Source organism: Nocardia sp. NPDC088792, from assembly GCF_044750615.1.
Lineage (GTDB): Bacteria > Actinomycetota > Actinomycetes > Mycobacteriales > Mycobacteriaceae > Nocardia.
This window is the reverse complement of the sequence record NZ_JBIVKC010000002.1, coordinates 1-20,022: the sequence shown is the minus strand read 5'-3', so window position 1 is coordinate 20,022 and position 20,022 is coordinate 1. Positions and strand designations below refer to the sequence as shown.

17 protein-coding genes, 1 rRNA gene and 1 pseudogene are annotated in these 20,022 nt (G+C 67.1%); 9 read left to right on the top strand and 10 right to left on the bottom strand.

What is annotated here, in order from left to right; translation table 11 throughout:
• Positions 1-39: 39 nt before the first annotated feature.
• From ACIP5Y_RS09430 to ACIP5Y_RS09415, 4 genes are read left to right on the top strand one after another with little or no spacing between them, the layout of a single operon-like run.
• Positions 40-636 (top strand): molybdopterin-dependent oxidoreductase, encoded by a 597-nt coding sequence (locus ACIP5Y_RS09430; protein ID WP_400349240.1) that lies wholly within the window; start codon positions 40-42, stop codon positions 634-636.
• A complete protein-coding gene (locus tag ACIP5Y_RS09425; protein ID WP_400349238.1) occupies positions 636-1,514 on the top strand; it encodes a ferredoxin reductase in 879 nt (292 codons plus the stop codon). The genes ACIP5Y_RS09430 and ACIP5Y_RS09425 overlap by 1 nt, the downstream gene beginning before the upstream one ends.
• A 3-nt stretch (positions 1,515-1,517) precedes the next feature.
• Entirely contained in the window at positions 1,518-1,820 is a 303-nt protein-coding gene (locus tag ACIP5Y_RS09420) for a DUF6510 family protein (RefSeq protein WP_400349237.1), read from the top strand.
• 1 nt (position 1,821) lies between these two features.
• On the top strand, positions 1,822-2,205 hold the full coding sequence (locus ACIP5Y_RS09415; protein ID WP_400349236.1) for a VOC family protein: 384 nt from the start codon (positions 1,822-1,824) through the stop codon (positions 2,203-2,205).
• Between the two features lie 302 nt (positions 2,206-2,507).
• Here ACIP5Y_RS09415 and ACIP5Y_RS09410 read toward each other — a convergent pair whose 3' ends face one another.
• Positions 2,508-3,251, bottom strand: coding sequence for a DUF4191 domain-containing protein (locus ACIP5Y_RS09410; RefSeq protein ID WP_400349234.1), 744 nt, complete (start codon positions 3,249-3,251; stop codon positions 2,508-2,510).
• Positions 3,252-3,650: 399 nt separating this feature from the next.
• Between ACIP5Y_RS09410 and ACIP5Y_RS09405 the strand changes: the two are divergent.
• Positions 3,651-3,770 (top strand): annotated as a pseudogene (locus ACIP5Y_RS09405) (excalibur calcium-binding domain-containing protein); the annotation flags it as partial.
• 7 nt (positions 3,771-3,777) lie between these two features.
• Here the strand turns inward: ACIP5Y_RS09405 and ACIP5Y_RS09400 are convergent.
• The 6 genes from ACIP5Y_RS09400 to sucB all read right to left on the bottom strand — a co-directional run bounded on the left by ACIP5Y_RS09400 (position 3,778) and on the right by sucB (position 11,824).
• Positions 3,778-5,982 (bottom strand): elongation factor G-like protein EF-G2, encoded by a 2,205-nt coding sequence (locus tag ACIP5Y_RS09400; protein ID WP_400349233.1) that lies wholly within the window; start codon positions 5,980-5,982, stop codon positions 3,778-3,780.
• Positions 5,983-6,569: 587 nt separating this feature from the next.
• A complete protein-coding gene (lipA, locus tag ACIP5Y_RS09395; protein WP_400351212.1) occupies positions 6,570-7,553 on the bottom strand; it encodes a lipoyl synthase in 984 nt (327 codons plus the stop codon).
• Positions 7,554-7,670: 117 nt separating this feature from the next.
• Positions 7,671-8,480: a lipoyl(octanoyl) transferase LipB gene (gene lipB, locus ACIP5Y_RS09390; protein ID WP_400351211.1), complete on the bottom strand. Its 810-nt coding sequence runs from the start codon at positions 8,478-8,480 to the stop codon at positions 7,671-7,673.
• A complete protein-coding gene (locus ACIP5Y_RS09385; protein ID WP_400351210.1) occupies positions 8,470-8,985 on the bottom strand; it encodes a GNAT family N-acetyltransferase in 516 nt (171 codons plus the stop codon). Before ACIP5Y_RS09385 ends, lipB begins: the two co-directional genes overlap by 11 nt.
• A 181-nt stretch (positions 8,986-9,166) precedes the next feature.
• On the bottom strand, positions 9,167-10,060 hold the full coding sequence (locus ACIP5Y_RS09380) for a TIGR01777 family oxidoreductase (RefSeq protein WP_400349231.1): 894 nt from the start codon (positions 10,058-10,060) through the stop codon (positions 9,167-9,169).
• A gap of 6 nt (positions 10,061-10,066) precedes the next feature.
• Positions 10,067-11,824, bottom strand: a complete 1,758-nt coding sequence (gene sucB, locus ACIP5Y_RS09375; protein WP_400349229.1) for a 2-oxoglutarate dehydrogenase, E2 component, dihydrolipoamide succinyltransferase — start codon at positions 11,822-11,824, stop codon at positions 10,067-10,069.
• A gap of 859 nt (positions 11,825-12,683) precedes the next feature.
• Between sucB and ACIP5Y_RS09370 the strand changes: the two genes are divergently transcribed.
• Complete coding sequence (locus ACIP5Y_RS09370) at positions 12,684-13,040, top strand: oxidoreductase (RefSeq protein WP_400349227.1); 357 nt, start codon at positions 12,684-12,686, stop codon at positions 13,038-13,040.
• A gap of 371 nt (positions 13,041-13,411) precedes the next feature.
• On the opposite strand, the gene ACIP5Y_RS09365 is transcribed toward ACIP5Y_RS09370, so the two are convergent.
• Both ACIP5Y_RS09365 and ACIP5Y_RS09360 read right to left on the bottom strand, forming a co-directional pair.
• Positions 13,412-13,921 carry a thioredoxin family protein gene (locus tag ACIP5Y_RS09365; RefSeq protein ID WP_400349226.1) on the bottom strand — a complete coding sequence of 170 codons (510 nt, stop codon included), beginning with the start codon at positions 13,919-13,921 and terminating at the stop codon, positions 13,412-13,414.
• 142 nt (positions 13,922-14,063) lie between these two features.
• Positions 14,064-15,569, bottom strand: coding sequence for a leucyl aminopeptidase (locus ACIP5Y_RS09360; RefSeq protein ID WP_400349224.1), 1,506 nt, complete (start codon positions 15,567-15,569; stop codon positions 14,064-14,066).
• A gap of 189 nt (positions 15,570-15,758) precedes the next feature.
• Here ACIP5Y_RS09360 and ACIP5Y_RS09355 point away from each other — a divergent pair, with 189 nt between their 5' ends.
• Positions 15,759-16,382 (top strand): hypothetical protein, encoded by a 624-nt coding sequence (locus ACIP5Y_RS09355; RefSeq protein WP_400349222.1) that lies wholly within the window; start codon positions 15,759-15,761, stop codon positions 16,380-16,382.
• 378 nt (positions 16,383-16,760) lie between these two features.
• On the top strand, positions 16,761-17,966 hold the full coding sequence (gene tuf, locus ACIP5Y_RS09350) for an elongation factor Tu (RefSeq protein WP_400349220.1): 1,206 nt from the start codon (positions 16,761-16,763) through the stop codon (positions 17,964-17,966).
• A 3-nt stretch (positions 17,967-17,969) separates the two neighbouring features.
• Here the strand turns inward: tuf and ACIP5Y_RS09345 are convergent, their stop codons facing one another.
• Complete coding sequence (locus tag ACIP5Y_RS09345) at positions 17,970-19,403, bottom strand: sugar porter family MFS transporter (RefSeq protein ID WP_400349218.1); 1,434 nt, start codon at positions 19,401-19,403, stop codon at positions 17,970-17,972.
• Positions 19,404-19,940: 537 nt separating this feature from the next.
• On the opposite strand from ACIP5Y_RS09345, the gene ACIP5Y_RS09340 reads away from it, so the two are divergent.
• Positions 19,941-20,022, top strand: a 16S ribosomal RNA gene (locus ACIP5Y_RS09340); the annotation flags it as partial.

The window sequence follows — 20,022 nt, the reverse complement described above, 5'->3', positions numbered from 1 at the left end:
GTGCAGGTCACGGCCGCTGTCTCGCCGGAGGAGATCGCCATGGTGTTTTCGCCTGGATTTCACGGACGGCCACGGCCGCAGAGCGATCGGCTGCCGCCGGGGCAGTATCTGGTCGAGGACTTTCCGGTGCTGTCGGCCGGACCGACGCCGAAGGTTGACCTGAACCGCTGGCAATTCGCCATCACCAATGAAACCGGCCGCCAATACACCTGGAGTTGGCCGCAATTCATGTCCTTGGCGCAGGAACGCCCGCACGTCGACATCCACTGCGTCACCCGCTGGACCAAACTCGACACCGACTGGATGGGCGTCTCCCTCGACACCCTCCTCGAATCCGTCGAAACCCAAGCCGAATACGCCCTCGTCACCAGCTACGGCGGCTACACCACCAACCTCCCCCTGGCCGACCTCACCGACGGCCAGGCCTGGATAGTCCACACCTACCACGGCGAAGACCTCCACCCCGAACACGGCGGCCCCGCCCGCCTCCTCGTCCCGCACCTCTACTTCTGGAAATCCGCCAAGTGGGTCAAGAGCATTCGCCTCCTGGACCAGGACGAACCCGGCTTCTGGGAATCCGCCGGCTACCACGACTACGGCGACCCCTGGCGCGAACAGCGCTACCAGGGCGACTGATGCGCTGGCAGCCGGCCGAACTCATCGCGGCGCATCTCGAGACCCCGTCCGCCCGCACGCTTACGCTGCAGGTCCCCGGCTGGCCCGGCCACCTTCCCGGGCAGCACGTGGATGTGCGCCTGACCGCCCCCGACGGCTACCAGGCCGTTCGCAGTTACTCGCTCGCCGCACCGGCGGAGGGCGAGACCGTCGTACTGACCGTGCAACGCGTGCCCGACGGGGAGGTCTCCGGCTATCTGGTCGATGACCTTCCGATCGGGGCGCAGATCGAGATCCGCGGGCCGGTCGGCGGCTGGTTCGTCTGGAATCCCGATCGTGGGGGAGCGGCGCTGCTGATTGCAGGCGGCTCCGGGATCGTCCCCCTCGCCGCTATGCTCCGCGCCCACCGGAACTCGGCCGATACCAACCCTTTCCGCCTCATCTACTCATTGCGTGACCCTGCCGACCTCTACTATCGCGCTGAACTGACCGATGCTCTCGGTTCCTCGGCAAGCGGTCGTCCGCCCCTTGCCCGGTCAGGCACCCTTGCCGAGTCGGGCACTCTCTCTGAGTCGGGTCGGCGCGATGGGTTGGTCGGCGCCGGTGGGCCGGACCGCGGACCCATTGCCGTGCAGGAAGCATCGCACCGGCCCGGTATGTCCGGCGACGTCGACGTGTTCTGTGCGTTCACGCGCACGGCGCCGCCGGGGTCGGCGAGACCGCCGGGCAGGCTGACGGCCGAGGAGATCGTGCGGTACGGAATTCCACCGTCATCCGATGTGACCTGTTACGTGTGCGGACCCACCGGGTTCGTCGAATTCGTCGCGGGCACATTGGTTTCGCTCGGGTATGACCCGGCGTTGATCAGGACCGAACGCTTCGGACCTACGGGGAAGTGAGTCATGGCGAATCACTACACGTATGCGAGTGGGACCGGTGAGGAGCAATACCTCGACGGGAATTCGCTGGCGGGATTGTTGTCGGAGATCTTCGTTGCGGATCTGACCGGGTGCGGATGTCGTTGCGGAGCTTGCGGAGTCGTGGAACCGGTGGCGCGGGCGCTGGTGTATGTGCACGGCCCCGGCACGGTGGTACGGTGCGCGCATTGCGCGGCCGTCGTGATGCGCCTGACCGATACGCCGGCCGGTCGCTGGATGGATTTGGGTGCGGGCGCGTCGATCTGCCTGCCGGCCGCGGAGGAGTGAGATGAAGGCCCTCGGTATCGACAATGTGCTGATCCCGGTCGGCGATCTGGACGCCGCGGTGGAGTTCTATTCGGCGAAGCTGGGTCTCGCAGTGCAGTTCACCGTGCCCGAGCACGGGCTCGCCGTATTCCGCGTGGGCGACGAGACCCCCGGCCTCATGGTGCGCGTCGACCCGTCCGCGGGTGCGGGCCGCCCACCAGCAATGCGGGTCTGGCTCGAGGTGCCCGACGCGCGCGCCGCCGCCGCCGAACTCTCCGCCCAGGGCGTGACCCCGCCGACCCCGCCGTTCCAGGTCGCCACCGGCTGGACCGTCGAATTCGCCGACCCCTGGGGCAACATCATCGGCCTGACCGACTACACCTCCCGCCCCGAACTCGGCCGCTGACCGCCGACACCGCCTGTCCGGAACTGGGGCCGCTGGCCGGCGACACCTCCCGTCCGGAACTCGGCCGCTGAGCGGCGACAGCTCCCGTCCGGAACTCGGCTGCTGGTCGGCGACACCTCTTGTCCCGAACTCGGGCCGCTGACCGCCGCCATCGCCTCGGCGGGGGAGGATGCGGGGGTGGCCTTGTGTGGCCGGGCGCGCTGTGGCCGGCCATGGTCAGCGGACGGCTCGTCGGTCCGGCTGAATGCGTGAGGCCCGCGTCCGGTGGACGCGGGCCTCACGCATTCGATTCGGTTTCCGTCTCAGCGGCGGCGGATGGTGCGTTGCACGCCGCGCATCTTGGCGCCCGCCGGGAGCGGGCCCTTCGGCAGGGCGGGTCCGCCGCGGGTGGCGAGGGCGGAGAGCCGGCCCTCGATGAGGTCCATGCGCTTGGTGTCGATATTGCGGGGGAGTTTGGTCAGGTGGCGCTGCAGTTCCTTCAGCGGGACCTGGTCCTTCTCGTTGCCGATGATGATGTCGTAGATGGGGGTGTCGCCGACCAGGCGGGCGACCTTCTTCTTCTCCTGCGCCAGCAGCGACTTCACGCGCGACGGGGAGCCTTCGGCGACGAGCACTACGCCGGGCAGGCCGACCACGCGGTGGACGGCGTCCAGCTGGGTGGTGGCGGCGACACCGTTGGTGACACGCCATTTGCCCTGGAGGTTGTCGAGTACCCATGCCGCCGCGCCCGCTTGTCCTTCGGCCTTGGCGTACACGTTCTTCTGCACGCGCCGGCCGAACAGGATGAATGCGGCGAGCGCACCCAGCAGGATGCCGATCGGCAGCAGGAACCACGGCTTGCCGATGATGAATCCGATCACCAGGAACACCACGGTGACACCGACGAGCGCGCCGATCATCAGCGGCAGCAGCTTCTTGTCTTCCTTGCGCTGCATCTGGAACGCCTGCCAGAGCTGCTGGCGACGCTCCTTCGACGCCTGTTTGCGCGCCGCCTTAGCCGCGGCCTTCGCTTCCTTCGACGGGTTACCGCCCTTACCTGCTGCCATGGCGTCCAGAATAGTGGCCTTGTACCACGAGGTTCGCGACGGGACCATACGTGGCGGAATCGGCTCGTGTGGTGTGGCGCCGGTCTCACTGAGCGGGATGGGTTGCGGGCGTGCCGGTCGGGGGCGCGGGGCGGTGGGAAGAATGTGCGACGGCGGGTGCGCCGGTTCGGTCACCGGCCACCCGCCTCTTATGCGGGGTTGTCGCGGCGCCTTGGCGAAGTGTGCTCGAATCTGATCTGATGAATCGGACAAAACGGGCAGGGGGGATTTGTGACCCGACCCGTCGATTCCGAGATCGAAAGCGAGACAACGACAGTGCGGAAGTTCCTGACCTGGACCGGCATCGTGGCCATCCTGGTGACCGCCCTCATCCTCGGCGCGCAGTCGGCCAAGGCCGACGACGTCTACTACAAGAACTGCGACGCGGCCCGCGCCGCCGGCGCCGCTCCCATCCTGCAGGGCCAGCCCGGCTATCGCTCCGCCCTCGACCGCGATGGCGACGGCATCGCCTGCGAGTAGCCCGGAATCAGTTGGGGTTCTTGAGCTTCGCGCGAATACTCTCCGCCAGCTGGGCCGGCATCGCTTCGTGCCGGGTGTAGGTACGAGTGAAGGTGGCCGCGCCGTGGGCCAGTGAACGCAGGTCCACGGCGTAGCGGCTGAGCTCCAGTTCGGGGACCTCGGCGCGGATCGCGGTGCGGCCCTGGCCCGCCGGCTCCGTGCCGAGCACGCGACCGCGCCGACCGGAGAGATCGCCCAGTACCGGTCCTACGTAGTCGTCGGAAACCACTACTCGGACTTCGGCAATCGGTTCCAGGAGACTGAGGCGGGCGATCGCGGCCGCCTCACGCAAGGCCAGGCTGCCCGCCATCTGGAAGGCGGCATCGGACGAGTCGACCGAATGCGCCTTCCCGTCGTAGAGCGTGACGCGGACATCCACCAGCGGATAGCCGGCGACCACGCCGCGGCCCGCCTGCGCCCGCACACCCTTCTCGACCGACGGAATGAACTGGCGCGGAACGACTCCGCCCACCACCTTGTCCACGAACTCGATGCCGGAACCCCCGGGTAGCGGCGCCACCTCGATCTCACAGATCGCGTACTGGCCGTGCCCGCCCGACTGTTTGACGTGCCGGCCGCGCCCGGAAGCCGTGCCCGCGAACGTCTCCCGCAGGGCCACCTTGTGATCGACCACGTCGACCTGCACCCCGAAGCGGGATCGCAAGCGCTCCAGCGCCACATCCCGGTGCGCCTCGCCGAGACACCACAGCACCAGTTGGTGCGTGTCGGGATTCTGTTCCAGCCGCACCGTCGGATCCTCGGCCACCAGCCGTGACAGTCCCTGTGAGAGTTTGTCCTCATCGGCCTTGCTGTGCGCCGCGATTGCCACCGGCAGCAGCGGATCCGGCATCGACCACGGTTCGATCAGCAGCGGACAGTCCTTGGCGGACAAGGTGTCTCCGGTCTCGGCCCGCGACAGTTTGGTGACGCACACGATATCGCCGGCAATGGCCTGCGCGAGTGGTCGCTGTTGTTTACCGAACGGCGCGGACACGCCGCCGACCCGCTCGTCCGCATCGTGATTGGCGGTCTCGGCGCCACCGCTCACCCCGTGCCCGCACACGTGCACGGTGTCATCGGCGTGCAGCGTGCCCGAGAACACCCGCACCAGCGACATCCGCCCCACATACGGGTCGGAGGCGGTGCGGATCACCTCGGCCGCGAACGGCGCACCCGGATCGCACGGCAGCGGTCCGGCCTTGCCGCCCGCGCCGATCGCCGACACCGCGTGTTCCGCGGGTGTGGGGAAGCCGCGGGAGATGAGATCCAGGATCTCCACCGTCCCCAGCCCCTGCCGCGCGCCTTCCGGCGGTGGCGCGGCGATCAGCACGGGGTGGAAACTGCCTCGTGCCACGGCCTTTTCGAGGTCCTCCACCAGTGTGGTGAGGTCGATCTCCTCGCCGCCGATGTAGCGGTCCATGAGGGTTTCGTCTTCGCTCTCGGCGATGATGCCCTCGATGAGCCGATTCCTGGCCTCCTCCATGAGTTCCCGCTGCTCCTCGGCGGCGGGTGTCTCGAGGCGTTCGCCGGTCGAATAGTCGTAGACGTGCTGGGTGAGCAGATCGATGAGCCCGGTCACCGGCCGGTGCCCGTCTGCGCTCTTCGGTCCGTAGACGGGAAGGTGCAGCGGCAGCATGCTTTCCGAGCGTCCGCCGCCGAGAATCTCGCGGCAGGTCTCGGTCATGTCGTCGAAATCGGCGCGGGCGGTATCCAAATGGGTGAGCACAATGGCGCGGGGCATGCCGACGCTCGCGCATTCCTCCCATAAGGCCAGGGTGGCGCCGCTGACGCCTTCGATTCCGGCGGCGGCGGAGAGCACGAAAAGGGCCGCATCCGCTGCTCGCAGACCGGCCCTGAGTTCCCCGACGAAATCCGCATAGCCGGGGGTGTCGAGTAGGTTGACCTTGATTCGGTCCCATCCCATCGGCACCACCGACAATTGCACCGAGCGATGTTGTCGCTGCTCGATATCGTCGTAATCCGAGACGCAGGTGCCGTCCTCCACCCGCCCGGCTCTCGGTACCGCTCCGGTGGCCACTGCCAGGGCTTCCACCAGCGTGGTCTTGCCCGACCCGGTGTGCCCCACCAATGCCACATTGCGTATGTCATCGGGCCTTTCGGCCGTGACTACCCTGCCGTTGACGCCCACGGACGCCATTGTTCGCTCGACCATAAGGCTCGCTCCGGGGTCGAATTTCGCGGATATCCCGAGCTTCCCACCAGTCCCGCGTCCGCGTCCACGAATCGCCCGATCCGATTTGTATGGCACGCCGATACCCGCCGTTCACCTGAGCAAACACGCCGACGAGCTGATCAGCAGGGTGTACATTCGAACTCGTCACGAAAGTGATGGCGGGAGGATGGAGCGCCGTTGTAACCGACGCCCCATCTGAATGGGATTCATCTCAGCCCAGCAACCGCCGGACCAAGATGGTGATCACCCCGGCAACTGCAGCTGTGCCCACGGCAAGGGCAGCCCAGTTGACCGGGGAACCACTTTGACGATGTTTCGCTTCTCGGCGATGTTTCGCCATCCCACCCACCTCCTTCCTGGGCGCGGCTCGGACCAGCTTGATCCGTGAATCAAGCCACCGCCCCTCGGAAGGAAGTGAGGGTGACACTATGTCGGTGCCCGGATGGAAACGCTTGGAACGCAGGTAATCTCCCGCTGTGAGCGGCGTGGCGGCAGGTTGCGTGTCGCAAAATGGCTGCGGCCCGGACTATGAGTCCGGGCCGCAGCCATATGTCTTCGAGTCAGCGCTAGGAGCCGAAACGCGCCAGCACGGAGGTCGCTTCCTGGGCGGCCGAGCCCTCGTCGGCGAGATGTGCCATCTCCGGGGCGATTTCGCGGCCGTGGTGGCGCATGGCCTGGGCGTAGAGGCGGCCGGCGCGGTAGGAGGAGCGGACCAGCGGGCCCGCCATGACGCCGGCGAAGCCCATGGCCTCGGCGGCCTTGGAATGCTCGACGAACTCCTCCGGCTTGACCCAGCGGTCCACCGGATGGTGCCGCGGAGAGGGGCGCAGGTACTGGGTGATGGTGAGGATGTCGGTACCGGCGTCGTGCAGGTCCTGCATGGCCTGGGTGACTTCCTCGAAGGTCTCGCCCATGCCGAGGATCAGGTTGGACTTGGTGACCAGCCCGGCGTCGCGCGCGGCGGTGAGCACCGAGAGGGAGCGCTCGTACCGGAAGGCCGGGCGGATGCGCTTGAAGATGCGCGGCACCGTCTCCAGGTTGTGCGCGAGCACCTCGGGGCGGGACGAGAACACCTCGGCCAGCTGCTCCGGGATCGCATTGAAATCCGGGATCAACAGTTCGACGCCCGTGTGCGGGTTGAGTCCCTTGATGGCGCGCACGGTCTCGGCGTACAGCCAGGCGCCGCCGTCCTCGAGGTCGTCGCGGGCCACACCGGTGACGGTCGAGTAGCGGAGGCCCATGGCCTGCACGCTCTCGGCCACGCGCCGCGGTTCGTCGCGGTCCAGCGCGGCGGGTTTGCCGGTGTCGATCTGGCAGAAGTCGCAGCGGCGGGTGCACTGTTCACCGCCGATGAGGAAGGTGGCCTCGCGGTCTTCCCAGCACTCGAAGATGTTGGGGCATCCGGCTTCTTCGCAAACCGTGTGCAGCCCTTCGCGTTTCACCAGGCCCTTGAGTTCCGTGTACTCGGGGCCCATGGTCGCGCGGGTGCGAATCCACTTGGGTTTGCGTTCGATCGGGGTCTCGGCGTTGCGAGCCTCGATGCGAAGCATCTTGCGGCCGTTGGGTGCGGCCGGGTTATCGGGTGTCGGGGTATCGACGGAGGTCACTCGATCCACCCTACGCCCGTGATCATCGCGAGTTCATCGGCCCCATCCGGCATGTGTGACTCAGCGGCTCTCGCCGACGGCGGCGGTGACCACCTTCGGCTCGTCGACCGGCAGCGGTTCCGGGCATTCCGCGGCAACCTTGGCGCAGCGGGAAATGTGGTGGTGAGCGACCTTCAGGTCCCCGTCGAGGGCGCGGGCGATGGCGGTGGCCACCAGCGGGCGCACCTCGTCCACGGTCACGTCGCGGCCCAGTTCGCGGCTCAGCGTGGTGACGCCGGCGTCGCGAATGCCACAGGGCACGATGGCCTGGAACCCGTCCATCGCGGAGTCGCAGTTGAGCGCGATCCCGTGCATGGTCACCCCGCGCTGTACCCGCACGCCGATGGCCGCGACCTTGCGTTCCGGCAGCTCATCGGTCTTGGGCAGCCACACTCCGGAGCGCCCGTCCACCCGTCCGGTGCCGAGCCCGAGTTCGGCGCAAACATATATGAGTGCTTCTTCGAGCCGGCGCACGTAATCGACGACATCGACCGGTTCGGTAAGCCGCACAATCGGATAGCCGACAAGTTGCCCCGGCCCGTGCCAGGTGATCTTGCCGCCGCGATCCACCTCGATGACCGGGCTGCCGTCCATGGGCATGTCCTGCGCCTCGGTGCGGCGCCCGGCGGTGTAGACGAAGGGGTGTTCCAGCAGAAGCAGCCGGTCCTGGCCGATGCCTTCGGCCCGTTCACAAGCGATGCTGCGCTGCAGATCCCACGCTTGCTGGTATTCGATGAGGCCCAGATTCTCGACGACGAGGGGTGTGCCGTCGAACCGGGCCGAAACCGCGCTGGGTAACGGTGCGGTGGCCGTACTGCTCTCACTCACGATTCGACGTTACCCCTTCATTGAAAACACATTGCATCAATGTGAGATCCATCCAGCGTCCGAACTTCTGCCCGACTTCGGGCAGCTGCCCGGTGATCGCGAACCCGAATTTCTCGTGCAGAACGATCGACGTGGTGTTACTCGATTCGATGGCCGCGATCATGACGTGCACCCCGCCCTTCCGCGCTCGCACCAGCAACTCCGTCATCAGGGCGGTGGCCACTCCGCGCCGCTGGAACGAATCGGCCACGTACACCGAGTTCTCCACGGAGTAGCGGTAGCCCGACTTCGGCCGGAACTGCCCATAACTGGCATACCCCGCCACGCGCCCTTCAATCTCGGCGACGAGGATCGGATGCCCGGCCGCGGTGCGCGCGGCGAACCAGGCTTGGCGTTCGGCCAGGTCGGCGAGTTCGGTATCCCAGATGGCGGTGGTCTCGGCGATGGCGTTGTTGTGGATCGCCAGGATCTCCGGCAGATCGCTCTCCCGCGCATCCCGCACCAGCAGCCCCGCCGGCGCCGAAACGGACAGTTCATTGCTCACCGAGACACGGTAACGAGCGGGCCTGTGTGACGCGCGTCGCGCCCATACAAGCGGGATCCAAGATCAACGGGAACTCGGTGAAGTAGATCGCGAGAGGCGACTTCGGTGAGTTCCCACTGATCAATTGATCAATGGGCGGGCGAGGTCAGCGACCGAGTGTCGCGGTGAGGGCGGCGCCGATGGTGGGGTGCTGGAAGGTGTAGCCCGCGTCTTCGAGGACGGCGGGAATCGCCCTGGGGCCGTGCAGGATTCCCTCGTCGGCGAATTCGCCGACGGCCAGGCGCAGCGCGAAGGCGGGCACGGGCAGGGGAGTGGGGCGGCGCAGGACCCGGCCGACCGCGCGGGTGAACTCCGCGTTCGTGACGGGGGCGGGACCGACCATATTGACCGGGCCCGAGACGTTTTCGTCGGTGAGCGCGAAGAGGATGCCGCCCACTTCGTCGTCGATGGAGATCCACGGGACGTACTGGCGGCCGTTGCCGAGCCGTCCGCCAAGACCCAGCGAGTACAGGGGGTACAGCATTCCGAGCATGCCGCCGTGCCGGGCCAGCACCACCGCGGACCGCAATCGCACGGTGCGCACACCGGCGTCGGCGGCCTGCTGGGTGGCGGCTTCCCAGTCCTGGCACAGGGTCGACAGGAATCCGGTTCCGGCGGAGGAGGTTTCGGTGACCACGCGGTCACCGGTGGCGCCACCGTAATAGTGCACGCCACTCGCATTGACCAGTACCGGAACTCCCGCGGCGGCGACCGCCGCGGCCAGTACATCGGTCGGGACGATGCGGGAATCGCGCAGCTCTTGTTTGTAGCTGCCGTTCCAGCGTCGCCGCCCGATGCCGGCGCCGCAGAGGTTCACCACGGCGTCGGCATCGCGCAGTGCGCGTTCGTCCAGGTTTTCGCGGGTCGGGTCCCAGCTGAATTCGTCGCGTGCGTGGACGGGACGGCGCACCAGGCGGGTGACTTCGTGCCCGTCGCGGCGCAGTGCCGCGACGAGCGCCGTCCCGATCAGGCCGGACGAGCCGGCGATCACGACCTTCATCGCGAATTACAGCCCGAGGTCGCCCTCGAAGGCCGCCTCTTCCAGCCGATGCTTGATCGTGGTGAGGAAGCGGCCGGCGTCGGCGCCGTCGATGAGCCGGTGATCGTAGGTCAGCGGCAGGTAGGCCATCGACCGGATGCCGATGAACTCGCTGCCGTCATCGCTGATCACCATGGGGCGCTTGACGATTGCGCCGGTACCCAGCATCGCCGACTGCGGCGGGAGCAGGATCGGGGTGTCGAACAGGGCGCCGTTGGAGCCGATGTTCGTGATGGTGAAGGTGCCGTTGGCCAGCTCGTCGGGCTTGAGGCCGCCGGTGCGGGCGCGGTTGGCGATATCGGCGATGGCCCGGGCCAGTCCGGCCAGCGACAGGTCGTTGGCGTTGTGGATGACCGGCGAGAGCAGACCCTGCTCGGTATCGACCGCGATGCCCAGGTTGACCACCGAGTGGTAGGTGATCTCCTTGGTGTCCGAGTTGTAGGACGCGTTCACGTTCGGGTGCACGGCCAGGGCCTCGATGACGGCCTTGGCGTAGAACGGCAGGAACGTGATGTTCACGCCTTCGCGCTGCTTGAACGCGGCCTTGGCGCGGTTGCGCAGGGCAGCGATCTTGGTCATGTCGACCTCGTGCACCTGGGTGAGCTGCGCGGTGGTCTGCAGCGACTCGACCGTCTTGGTCGCGGTGAGCTGCCGGATGCGGGTGGCCTTCTGGACCGTGCCGGGCAGGTGCGACAGGCTCTGCCGCGGTGCGGCGGCAGCGGCTGGCGCGGCCGGGGCAGCGGCAGCAGCCGGAGCGGCGGCCGGGGCCGGAGCCTTGGTGGCCTCCGCGGCGGCGAGCACATCCTGCTTGCGGATGCGGCCACCGACACCGGAGCCGGTGAGGGCTGCGAGGTCAACGTTGTTCTCCGCGGCCAGCTTTCGCACCAGCGGGGTCACGTAGGGGCCGCCACCGTTGGTGGAGGGATCCTCGGCCGGGGTGGCCGCGGCCGGAACCGGCGCGGGCTTCGGAGCCGGAGCAGGCGCGGGGGCCGGGGCGGGAGCCGGGGCTGCAGCAGCCGGCGCGGGGGCCGGAGCCGGGGCAGGTGCGGCCGGAGCGGGCGCGGGGGCAGGTGCGGCCGGAGCCGCGGCAGCCGGGCTGCCACTGCCGATCACGCCGAGCTGACCGCCGACGGCGATGATGTCGTCTTCCTGCGCGCTGATCTCCAGCAGGGTGCCGGCGACCGGCGACGGGATCTCGGTGTCGACCTTGTCGGTGGAGACCTCGAGCAGCGGCTCGTCGACGGCGACGGTGTCGCCGATCTGCTTGAGCCAGCGGGTCACGGTGCCTTCGGTGACGGATTCGCCGAGTTCCGGCATCTTGACCGGGGTGCCGGAGGCGGCAGCGGCCGGTGCGGGCGCGGCGGCGGGCGCCGGAGCCGGAGCGGCGGCAACCGGCTGCGGGGCCGGGGCGGGTGCGGCGACCGGGGCGGGTGCGGCAGGTGCGGCGGGGGCCGGTGCGGCGGCGGGTGCGGGGGCGGAAGCCTCACTCGCATCGCCGATCACGCCGAGTTCGCCACCGACCTCGATGACGTCGTCCTCCTGGGCGACGATCTTGACCAGGACGCCCTTGGCGGGCGACGGGATCTCGGTGTCGACCTTGTCGGTGGAGACCTCGAGCAGCGGCTCGTCGACCTCGACCGTGTCTCCTTCCTGCTTCAGCCACCTGGTCACAGTGCCCTCGGTGACGCTCTCACCAAGAGCCGGCATCTGGACGGAGAAGGCCATGTCCGTTGACTCCTCTGACTGCTCGTCGGGTTAAACAGCTCGTCTCCACGGGCGTCTGCCGCTGGTCGCGGCCTCGGCCCGAGCCACCGCTCATCGGTGGCGCCGGAGATCGTGTTGGTTCTTGTTCCGGTTCCCCATCCTTGCACTCCGCCGCGTGCAACGTGTCACAGGGCGGCTGTTCAGCGGACCCTGCAGTGTCGCAAACCGGACGGTGACCCGAGTCCGAGGTGCGCGAACAGCGGTGATAGCCGGGCCCTTCCATGGGAGACATCCGTTGCGATCATGAAATCGGGCGACACGGCGTCCAACTCCGGTGTGTCGGACGACCGCGGCAAATGGCCGGGCATCTCGCCGGGTGAGCTCGTCACGGCTCGCGATCGACGGTGTCTCGGACGTCGCGATCGAGGAATCGAGGGCCGCGATCGAACGTCTCGACGGCGCGGGATCCATGACTCGAGGGTCGTGATCGAATGCCTCTCGAGGGCGCGGGATCCATGACTCGAGGGTCGTGATCGAACGCATCTCGACGGCGCGCGATCCACCGTTCGAGGGTCGTGAACGGCGGGCGCATCGGGGCTGGCGGCTCGATGGCGATGGGGCAGGGCCGAACCCGTTGCCGCAGTACGCCGCTCGGCATCGTTTCGCCATTCGTGATCGCGCATTCCCCGGACGGATTCGGCTCTTGGCGAACTGCGGGCCCCGGTCGCCGAGTGTCGTGCCCCACACCACGTCTGAGCTGGGGCTGAGGCATAGCTGTGGGGTGCCTTAGGAGTTCGTTCCGGACGGGCGTCCGGCCTCGCGGACTGGCAATATCGAGGTACTGGCCGGTGCATTCCGGTTTCCGAGAGGAGGCTGCCCGATGGGCTTGATGGATGTTTTCGGGCGCGGCGGCGCGGCTTCCCGGCGGGACGCCGATCCCGAGGTCATGGCATACCTGCAGTGGTGGACCCGCAACCACTACGGCGTGGAAGCCTTCGTGGAACCGCGCACCACGGTCACCGACGTCACGGTCGTCCTGGTGGCCCACGACGGCGAATGGACCCGCCGCGCCGTGGGCGAACGTGGCGCCCAACGCCTTTCGGCCGCCCTCGGCATCCCCGTCTACGACGCCCGCCGAGTCGGCTACCCCCAGCGCATGCGAGACCACGACGCTCGCCGCCGCATCACCGAGCGTCACGCCTACGAGCAGGAGCTACGCCGCCACGACGGCTACTGACCACCCCGCGGTTCAGTTCAGGCCTGCAACCCTCGTCAGTGCCGGATGGATCCACGAACGTCGCTGCGACTCGGACAGACGCTGCGATTTCTGTATGCCCGGCGATTCCGATGGCCGCTGCAACCAGCTGGCCCTGTGGCGCGGTTCGGCGCCCGCGACTCCCTTGACTGAACGGCTGTTGTCAGAAAGCTGTCGTGGGCGCTGCGATTCGCCCGCGCGCGGTTCCGGCCGGTTCTGCGATTGGCTGAACGGCTGCTGCCAGACAGCTGTTGTGAGCGCAGCGATTCGCCCGCGGCGCGGTTCCGGCCGGTACTGCGAGCTGAGAACTCCGGTCGTGATCCGACCCGGATCGGCTCTGCGATGGCGGTCCTTCAGCGGGTGCGCAGTCCGGGCCAGCCGTACTGCGGCCGACCGGCGGCGAGTCCCGCGCGGTGGGCCTGCTGTGCCGGGGCGGCGGCCGCGTATTCCTCGGCGGCAGGTGCCTGTTCCTCGGCCGGCGGCCGGTTTTCGGCGGCGTGCTGCCGTAGTCCTTCGGCGGCTTGGCGGCGGAACTCGTCCATGTCCATCCAGAGGACTTGCTGCACCACGTCTTCGAGTTGTGCGGAGGTCAGGAAGCCGGCGTGCGAGTACACCGGCAGGCCCTCGCGGAACGCCATGATGGTGGGGTAGCCGGTGAGTTGGACGGCGGCGATGAGCTCACGTTCGGTGTCGCCGTCGACGGTCCCGTGCACGATCTGCGGGTGTGTCTCCGCCGAGGCGCGGTATACGGGTGCGAAGCGTGTGCACCAGCCGCACCATTCGGCCCAGAAGTCCACCAGCACAATGTGATTGCTCGTCACCGTCTGCTGGAAGTTCTGCTGGCTCAGTGCCTGTATAGCCATCGAGGGCCCCTCCGAAAACGGTTCGAACGTGCGAACCGCCGATCGCCGACATCCGTCCGGGATTATGGCACGACCGGAATGGATTGCCAGTCCGGCGGTTACGTGTAGGGGCCGCCGACCGGCGGACCCGACACGTTCCCCGCTATTCCGCGGCGATGTCCTCGAGGGTGGCGATCAGCGTGCGGACCGGCACACCGGTGCCGCCCTTGCCGATGTAACCGAACGCCCCGCCGGTGTTGTAGGCGGGCCCGGCCACGTCGAGGTGCGCCCACTGCACGCCCTCCGGCACGAATTCCTTGAGGAACAGTCCGGCCGACAGCATCCCGCCCCACCGGTGCGGTGCGACGTTCGCGAGGTCGGCGATCTTGGAGTTGATGTCGGCGCGCAGTTCCGTGGGCAGCGGCATGGGCCAGGCGTTTTCGCCGATGCCCTGCGAGATGCGCGCGATCCGGTCGCGGAATTCGTCGGTGCCCATGACGCCCGGGGTGCGGGTGCCGAGCGCGACCATCTGCGCGCCGGTGAGGGTGGCGACGTCGATGATGTAGTCGGGTTCGTCCTCGCCCGCGCGCACGATGGCGTCGGCCAGGATGAGCCGTCCCTCGGCGTCGGTGTTGATGACCTCGACGGTGGTCCCGCCGTACTGGGTGAGCACGTCACCCGGTCGCTGTGCGGTTGCGGACGGCATGTTCTCGGCCATGGGCACGGTCGCGGTGACGGTGAGCGGCAGGCTCAGCCGGGCGGCGAGCAGGGTGGTGGCGATGACCGCCGCCGCACCGCCCATGTCGGAGGTCATGTTCTCCATGCCCTGTGCCGGCTTGATGGAGATGCCGCCGGTATCGAAGGTGATGCCCTTGCCGATCAGCGCGACCTTGGGGTCGCCGCCGGCGTAGGTGATGCGGATGAGCCGCGGCGGCCGCGAGGAGCCCTTGCCGACGCCGAGGATGCCGCCGTAGCCCTGGGCTTCCAGCTGCTTTTCGTCGAGGATTTCGACCTGGAGTCCGGCGGCCGCGGCCAATTCGGCTGCGCGGTCGGCGAATTCGGCGGGGTACAGGTGGCTGGGCGGGGTGTTCACGAAATCGCGTGCGGTGGCGACGGCTTCGGCCACGGCCTGCGCGTGGAACAGTTCGTCGTCGCCGAATCCCTGGTCGGGCACCAGGAATTCGACGCGTGCCACGGGCTGGTCGCCCGGCTTGGGCGCGCTCTTCCCGGATTTGAAGGCGGAGAACTGGTAGGCGCCCAGGTAGAACCCTTCGGCGGCCGCGGCCAGGTCGAGTCCGGAGAGGGTGGTCACCGCGGTGGCGACGCCGGCGAGGGCCCGTCCGGCCGCGCCCGCGGATTTGCGGACCTGTTCGGCGTCCATCTTGTCGGCCGCCCCGAGCCCGACCGCGAGCACACTGTCCACGCCGAGTCCGGCGGGTGCGGGCACGCGGGTGATTTCCTCGCTCTTGCCTTTGGCGCCGACGGCGCGCAGTGCGGTGAGCAGCGCGTCCCGGGTGTCGGAGTCGAGGATGTCGTCGAAGGTGTCGGCCGGGGCGATCGCGGGCCCGTCCTCGGAGGAGGTGAGTCCGATGACGAGCACATCGGCCTCGCCGATGCTCTCGGTGCGTACGAGTTCCGGCCCGAGCGAACGATCTGCAACAGCTGTCATGCGCTAAAGGCTAGTAGTGCCCGGTATGCCGTGCCGGTCGTGGTGGTGGTCAGTCGCCGGTTTGGTGGAGTTTGCGCGGAGTGTGCCGACGGTTCGGCATGTTTTGCCGGCGGCTCTCCGGAATCTGAGTACTGTGCCCGAGCGAAGGCTTTCGGATCAGCGGTCGAGTTGGAACGAGAGGGCATCGGCATGGCATCTCCGGATGGCGCAACGGGCGGTTCCGGGAACAAAGGCGGCAGTGCGGCCCGCAAGGCGGCCATCGTCGCGGGGATCGTCGCGGCGCTCGCCGTGGTCTACGCCATCGGCTTGCTGGTGAATCGCTCGTACGAGAACGAAACCGACGATTCCACCACGTCGACGACGGTGGCGACCTCCACGACCTCCACAGCCGCCACAAACCCCGCCGCGCAGCTCCCATCCTCGTCCGCGACCCCGGGCCAACCCCCGGTCACAGGACAGCCCGCCCACAATGTCGGCGACGATTGCTCCCATGACGGTCTCACCGCCCAATGGGCCCTGACTCCCGACGGCCAGTGGACCTGCACTCCTCAGGGCCAAGGCACCGACCCGCACCAGATCGGCGACGATTGCTCCCATGACGGTCTCACTGCTCAGTGGGGCAAAACCCCTGACGGCCAATGGGCGTGCCTCCCCCAGGGGCAAGGCGTACAGAACCAAGGTGGCCAGGTGCAAGGTGGTCAGGGCCCGAGCAACCAGAGCCAAGGCGGGCAGGTGCAAGGCGGCGACGGGCAAAGTGCCCAGGGCGGACAGAACATCGCGCCCACATCGGACGCCACCCAGCCCGCGCAGTGAGCGGGCCGCCACGAACCTGGCCAGGGTCGAGCAGGCGGCTACCGTTGTGATCCTGGCAGCAAGGCCGGCCCGGCAGCTGGGGCCGGTGCGGTACGTCACTCGGCCTGCGCGGTAAGCCGACTCGGCCCGTGTAGTAAGCCCGCTCGATGCGCGCCGGGATCGACCTACGCCGTGCCCCAACCGGTTTCGCGTCTGGCTCACTCGAGCGGGCCGTCGCATCGTCGCCGCGGGTCGTCGTGACCGCTCGCCGATCGTGATCCGCCCGCCATCAACCCCGCTCCGACCAGGATCGAATTCTCCTCTCCTGCCGCCCTTTCGTGTCCTCTTCGATACGCGCCTCACCCACCATCGGGTCAGGCATCGCTCCAGGAGGATCTCGTGGCCAAGGCGAAATTCCAGCGCACCAAGCCCCATGTCAATGTCGGCACGATCGGTCACATCGACCACGGCAAGACGACTCTCACTGCCGCGATCACGAATGTGCTGCACAGTCAGTTTCCGGATCTGAATCCGTTCACGCCGTTCGATGCGATCGACAAGGCGCCGGAGGAGCGGCAGCGGGGTATCACGATTTCGATCGCGCACGTCGAGTATCAGACGGCGAATCGGCATTACGCGCACGTGGATTGCCCCGGTCACGCGGATTACATCAAGAACATGATCACGGGTGCGGCGCAGATGGACGGCGCGATCCTGGTGGTGGCCGCGACCGATGGCCCGATGCCGCAGACGAAGGAGCATGTGATCCTGGCCCGTCAGGTGGGTGTCCCCAAAATGGTTGTGGCACTGAACAAGTGCGACATGGTTGACGACGAGGAGATCCTCGAGCTGGTGGAGTTGGAGGTCCGTGACCTCTTGAACGAATACGAGTTCGACGGCGACGATTCCCCGGTGGTGCGCGTCTCGGCCTATCAAGCGCTGCAGAACCCGACGGGCGAATGGGCTTCGGGCGTCACCGAATTGCTGGACGCGGTGGATTCCTGGATCGATACCCCGGCCCGTGAGGTCGAGAAGCCTTTCCTGATGCCGATCGAGGATGTCTTCACCATCACCGGCCGCGGCACGGTGGTCACGGGCCGTATCGAACGTGGTGTCCTGAAGGTGAATGCCGAGGTGGAGATCATCGGCATCCGCCCGAGGACTACGAGGACTACGAAGACGACGGTGACCGGCATCGAGATGTTCCGCAAGCTGCTGGATGAGGGCCAGGCCGGCGAGAACGTCGGTCTCCTACTGCGCGGTGTCCGCCGCGAGGATGTGGAGCGCGGCCAGTGTGTCATCAAACCCGGTTCGGTGAGCCCGCACACCGAGTTCGAGGGTCAGGCCTACATCCTGTCGAAGGAGGAAGGCGGCCGCCACACCCCGTTCTTCGACAACTATCGGCCCCAATTCTATTTCCGCACAACGGATGTCACCGGGGTGGTCACCCTTCCGAAGGAGGTCGAGATGGTCCTCCCCGGTGACAATGTGTCGATGTCGGTAAAGCTGATCCAACCGGTCGCCATGGAGTTGGGCCTGAAGTTCGCCATCCGCGAGGGCGGCCGGACGGTGGGCGCCGGTCAGATCACCAAGATCCTCAAATAGGGATCAGCCCATTTCCTCGAGCGCCTTGCCCTTGGTCTCCGGCACCCACTTGAGCACGAACGGTATGGAGAGCGCGGCGAACACGGCATAGATGATGTACGTCCCCGACAGGTTCCAGTCCGAGAGGCTGGGGAAGCTGGCGGTGATCACCCAGTTGGCGATCCACTGCGCGCTGGCTGCGACGCCGAGTGCGGCCGCGCGCAGCTTGTTGGGGAACATCTCGCCGAGCAGCACCCAGACGACCACACCCCACGACAGCGCGAAGAACAGCACGAACACGTGCGCGGAGACGAGCGCGACGATGCCGTGCGCGTGCGGTAGCGAAACGTGGTCGCCGGAACCGGTCTTCGCGGAGAACGCCCAGGCTTCGAGCGCGAGCGCGATGGCCATGCCGGCGGAGCCGATGAGCGCGAGCGGTTTCCGCCCGATCCGGTCGACGAGCACCATGGCGATGGCGGTGCCGATGATGTTGATGATCGAGGTCGTGAACGAGTAGAAGAACGAACTGGACGGATCGATACCGACCGACTGCCACAGCGTCGACGAGTAATAGAACACCACGTTGATGCCGACGAGCTGCTGGAACACCGACAGCCCGATGCCGATCCACACCACGGGCAGGAATCCGAACCCGCCGCCGAGCAGGTCCCGGAAGCTCGACTTGTGTTCGCTCTTCATGGCGTGCTGGATATCGGCGACGCGTCGATCGAGGTCGGTGTGCTCACCTTCGACCTCGACGAGCACCTGCTTGGCCTTCGCTATGCGCCCGACGGAGATGAGGTAGCGCGGCGATTCCGGGATGGCGAAGGAGAACAGACCGTAGAGCGCGGCCGGCACCACCATCACGCCGAGCATCCACTGCCAGGCTTCGAGTCCGCCGATGTGCCCGCGCTGTTGACTGTCGGCCATCTTCAGGATGGCGAAGTTGACGAGCTGCGAGACCGCGATACCGGTGACGATGGCCGCCTGCTGGAACGAGGCGAGCCGGCCGCGGTAGGCGGGCGGCGAGACTTCCGCGATGTAGGCGGGGCCGATGACGGAAGCCATGCCGATGGCGATGCCGCCGAGGACGCGCCACATGGCGAGATCCCACAGCGCGAACGGCAGCGCGGATCCGACCGCGCTGACCATGAAGAGACCGGCCGAGATCCGCATGACCAGGATGCGACCGATGCGGTCGGCAATGCGTCCGGCAATGGCGGCGCCGACGGCGCAGCCGATCAATGCGATGGCGACGACCTGCGCCAGGGTGGCCGACCCGATGTCGTACCTGTCCCGGATGGCTTCGACGGCGCCGTTGATGACGGAACTGTCGTATCCGAAGAGAAAGCCGCCCATTGCGGCGGCGGCGGTAATGAAAACTACGTACCCGAGGCTGTCAGCCCCGGGCGCTGCTCCGGTATTCGGCGATAGTTGTGCACCGGATGAGCTGTCCACGCTGACTCCTTCGTCATGGCAAGGAGCCTCGTGAGCTCCGAACCAACCTTCATGAGCAACAACCGCGTTGAGGGTAACCCGTGCGGTTGATCCCAAAAGTGCAGGCTGAGGGGCGATTTGACATTGGTTCGTAGCAACACGTAACTTATTCCAGGTCAGAGCGACACGGACACCGACCCGGAGCCCCAAGGGCCTGGGAAACGAGGTTGGACGAGGTGCGCCTGATGATCACACTGGTTCCACCTTGACCAGCGGATTTGGTTCTGCTGTGAGGGCTGGTCTAAGCTGTAAAAGTTGCCTCACGATACGAACGGGACAAGCGCCCGGGAGTTCGTTTGTGCGTGTGTTCTTTGAGAACTCAATAGTGTGTCGATGAATGTTAGTGCCAAATGTTTTAATTTGGTTCCGATTCCTCACCCCCCGTGTGAGGGTCGGACATTTAGTCAGCAAATACTTTTTGCTGGCGTTTGATTTTGCCAAGGTTTTCGGACTCTGGTTAATTCTTCCGATTAGCCCTTCGGGGTTGGTTGAGAGTCTTCAACGGAGAGTTTGATCCTGGCTCAGGACGAACGCTGGCGGCGTGCTTAACACATGCAAGTCGAGCGGTAAGGCCCTTCGG

Coding starts and splice junctions, on each gene's coding strand:
- ACIP5Y_RS09360 (WP_400349224.1), bottom strand. CDS start 15,569: ATGACAGCTGTTGCAGATCGTTCGCTCGGGCCGGAACTCGTACGCACC.
- ACIP5Y_RS09430 (WP_400349240.1), top strand. CDS start 40: ATGGTGTTTTCGCCTGGATTTCACGGACGGCCACGGCCGCAGAGCGAT.
- ACIP5Y_RS09380 (WP_400349231.1), bottom strand. CDS start 10,060: ATGAAGGTCGTGATCGCCGGCTCGTCCGGCCTGATCGGGACGGCGCTC.
- ACIP5Y_RS09410 (WP_400349234.1), bottom strand. CDS start 3,251: ATGGCAGCAGGTAAGGGCGGTAACCCGTCGAAGGAAGCGAAGGCCGCG.
- ACIP5Y_RS09420 (WP_400349237.1), top strand. CDS start 1,518: ATGGCGAATCACTACACGTATGCGAGTGGGACCGGTGAGGAGCAATAC.
- lipA (WP_400351212.1), bottom strand. CDS start 7,553: ATGCTTCGCATCGAGGCTCGCAACGCCGAGACCCCGATCGAACGCAAA.
- ACIP5Y_RS09370 (WP_400349227.1), top strand. CDS start 12,684: ATGGGCTTGATGGATGTTTTCGGGCGCGGCGGCGCGGCTTCCCGGCGG.
- ACIP5Y_RS09415 (WP_400349236.1), top strand. CDS start 1,822: ATGAAGGCCCTCGGTATCGACAATGTGCTGATCCCGGTCGGCGATCTG.
- sucB (WP_400349229.1), bottom strand. CDS start 11,824: ATGGCCTTCTCCGTCCAGATGCCGGCTCTTGGTGAGAGCGTCACCGAG.
- ACIP5Y_RS09365 (WP_400349226.1), bottom strand. CDS start 13,921: ATGGCTATACAGGCACTGAGCCAGCAGAACTTCCAGCAGACGGTGACG.
- ACIP5Y_RS09425 (WP_400349238.1), top strand. CDS start 636: ATGCGCTGGCAGCCGGCCGAACTCATCGCGGCGCATCTCGAGACCCCG.
- ACIP5Y_RS09355 (WP_400349222.1), top strand. CDS start 15,759: ATGGCATCTCCGGATGGCGCAACGGGCGGTTCCGGGAACAAAGGCGGC.
- ACIP5Y_RS09400 (WP_400349233.1), bottom strand. CDS start 5,982: ATGGTCGAGCGAACAATGGCGTCCGTGGGCGTCAACGGCAGGGTAGTC.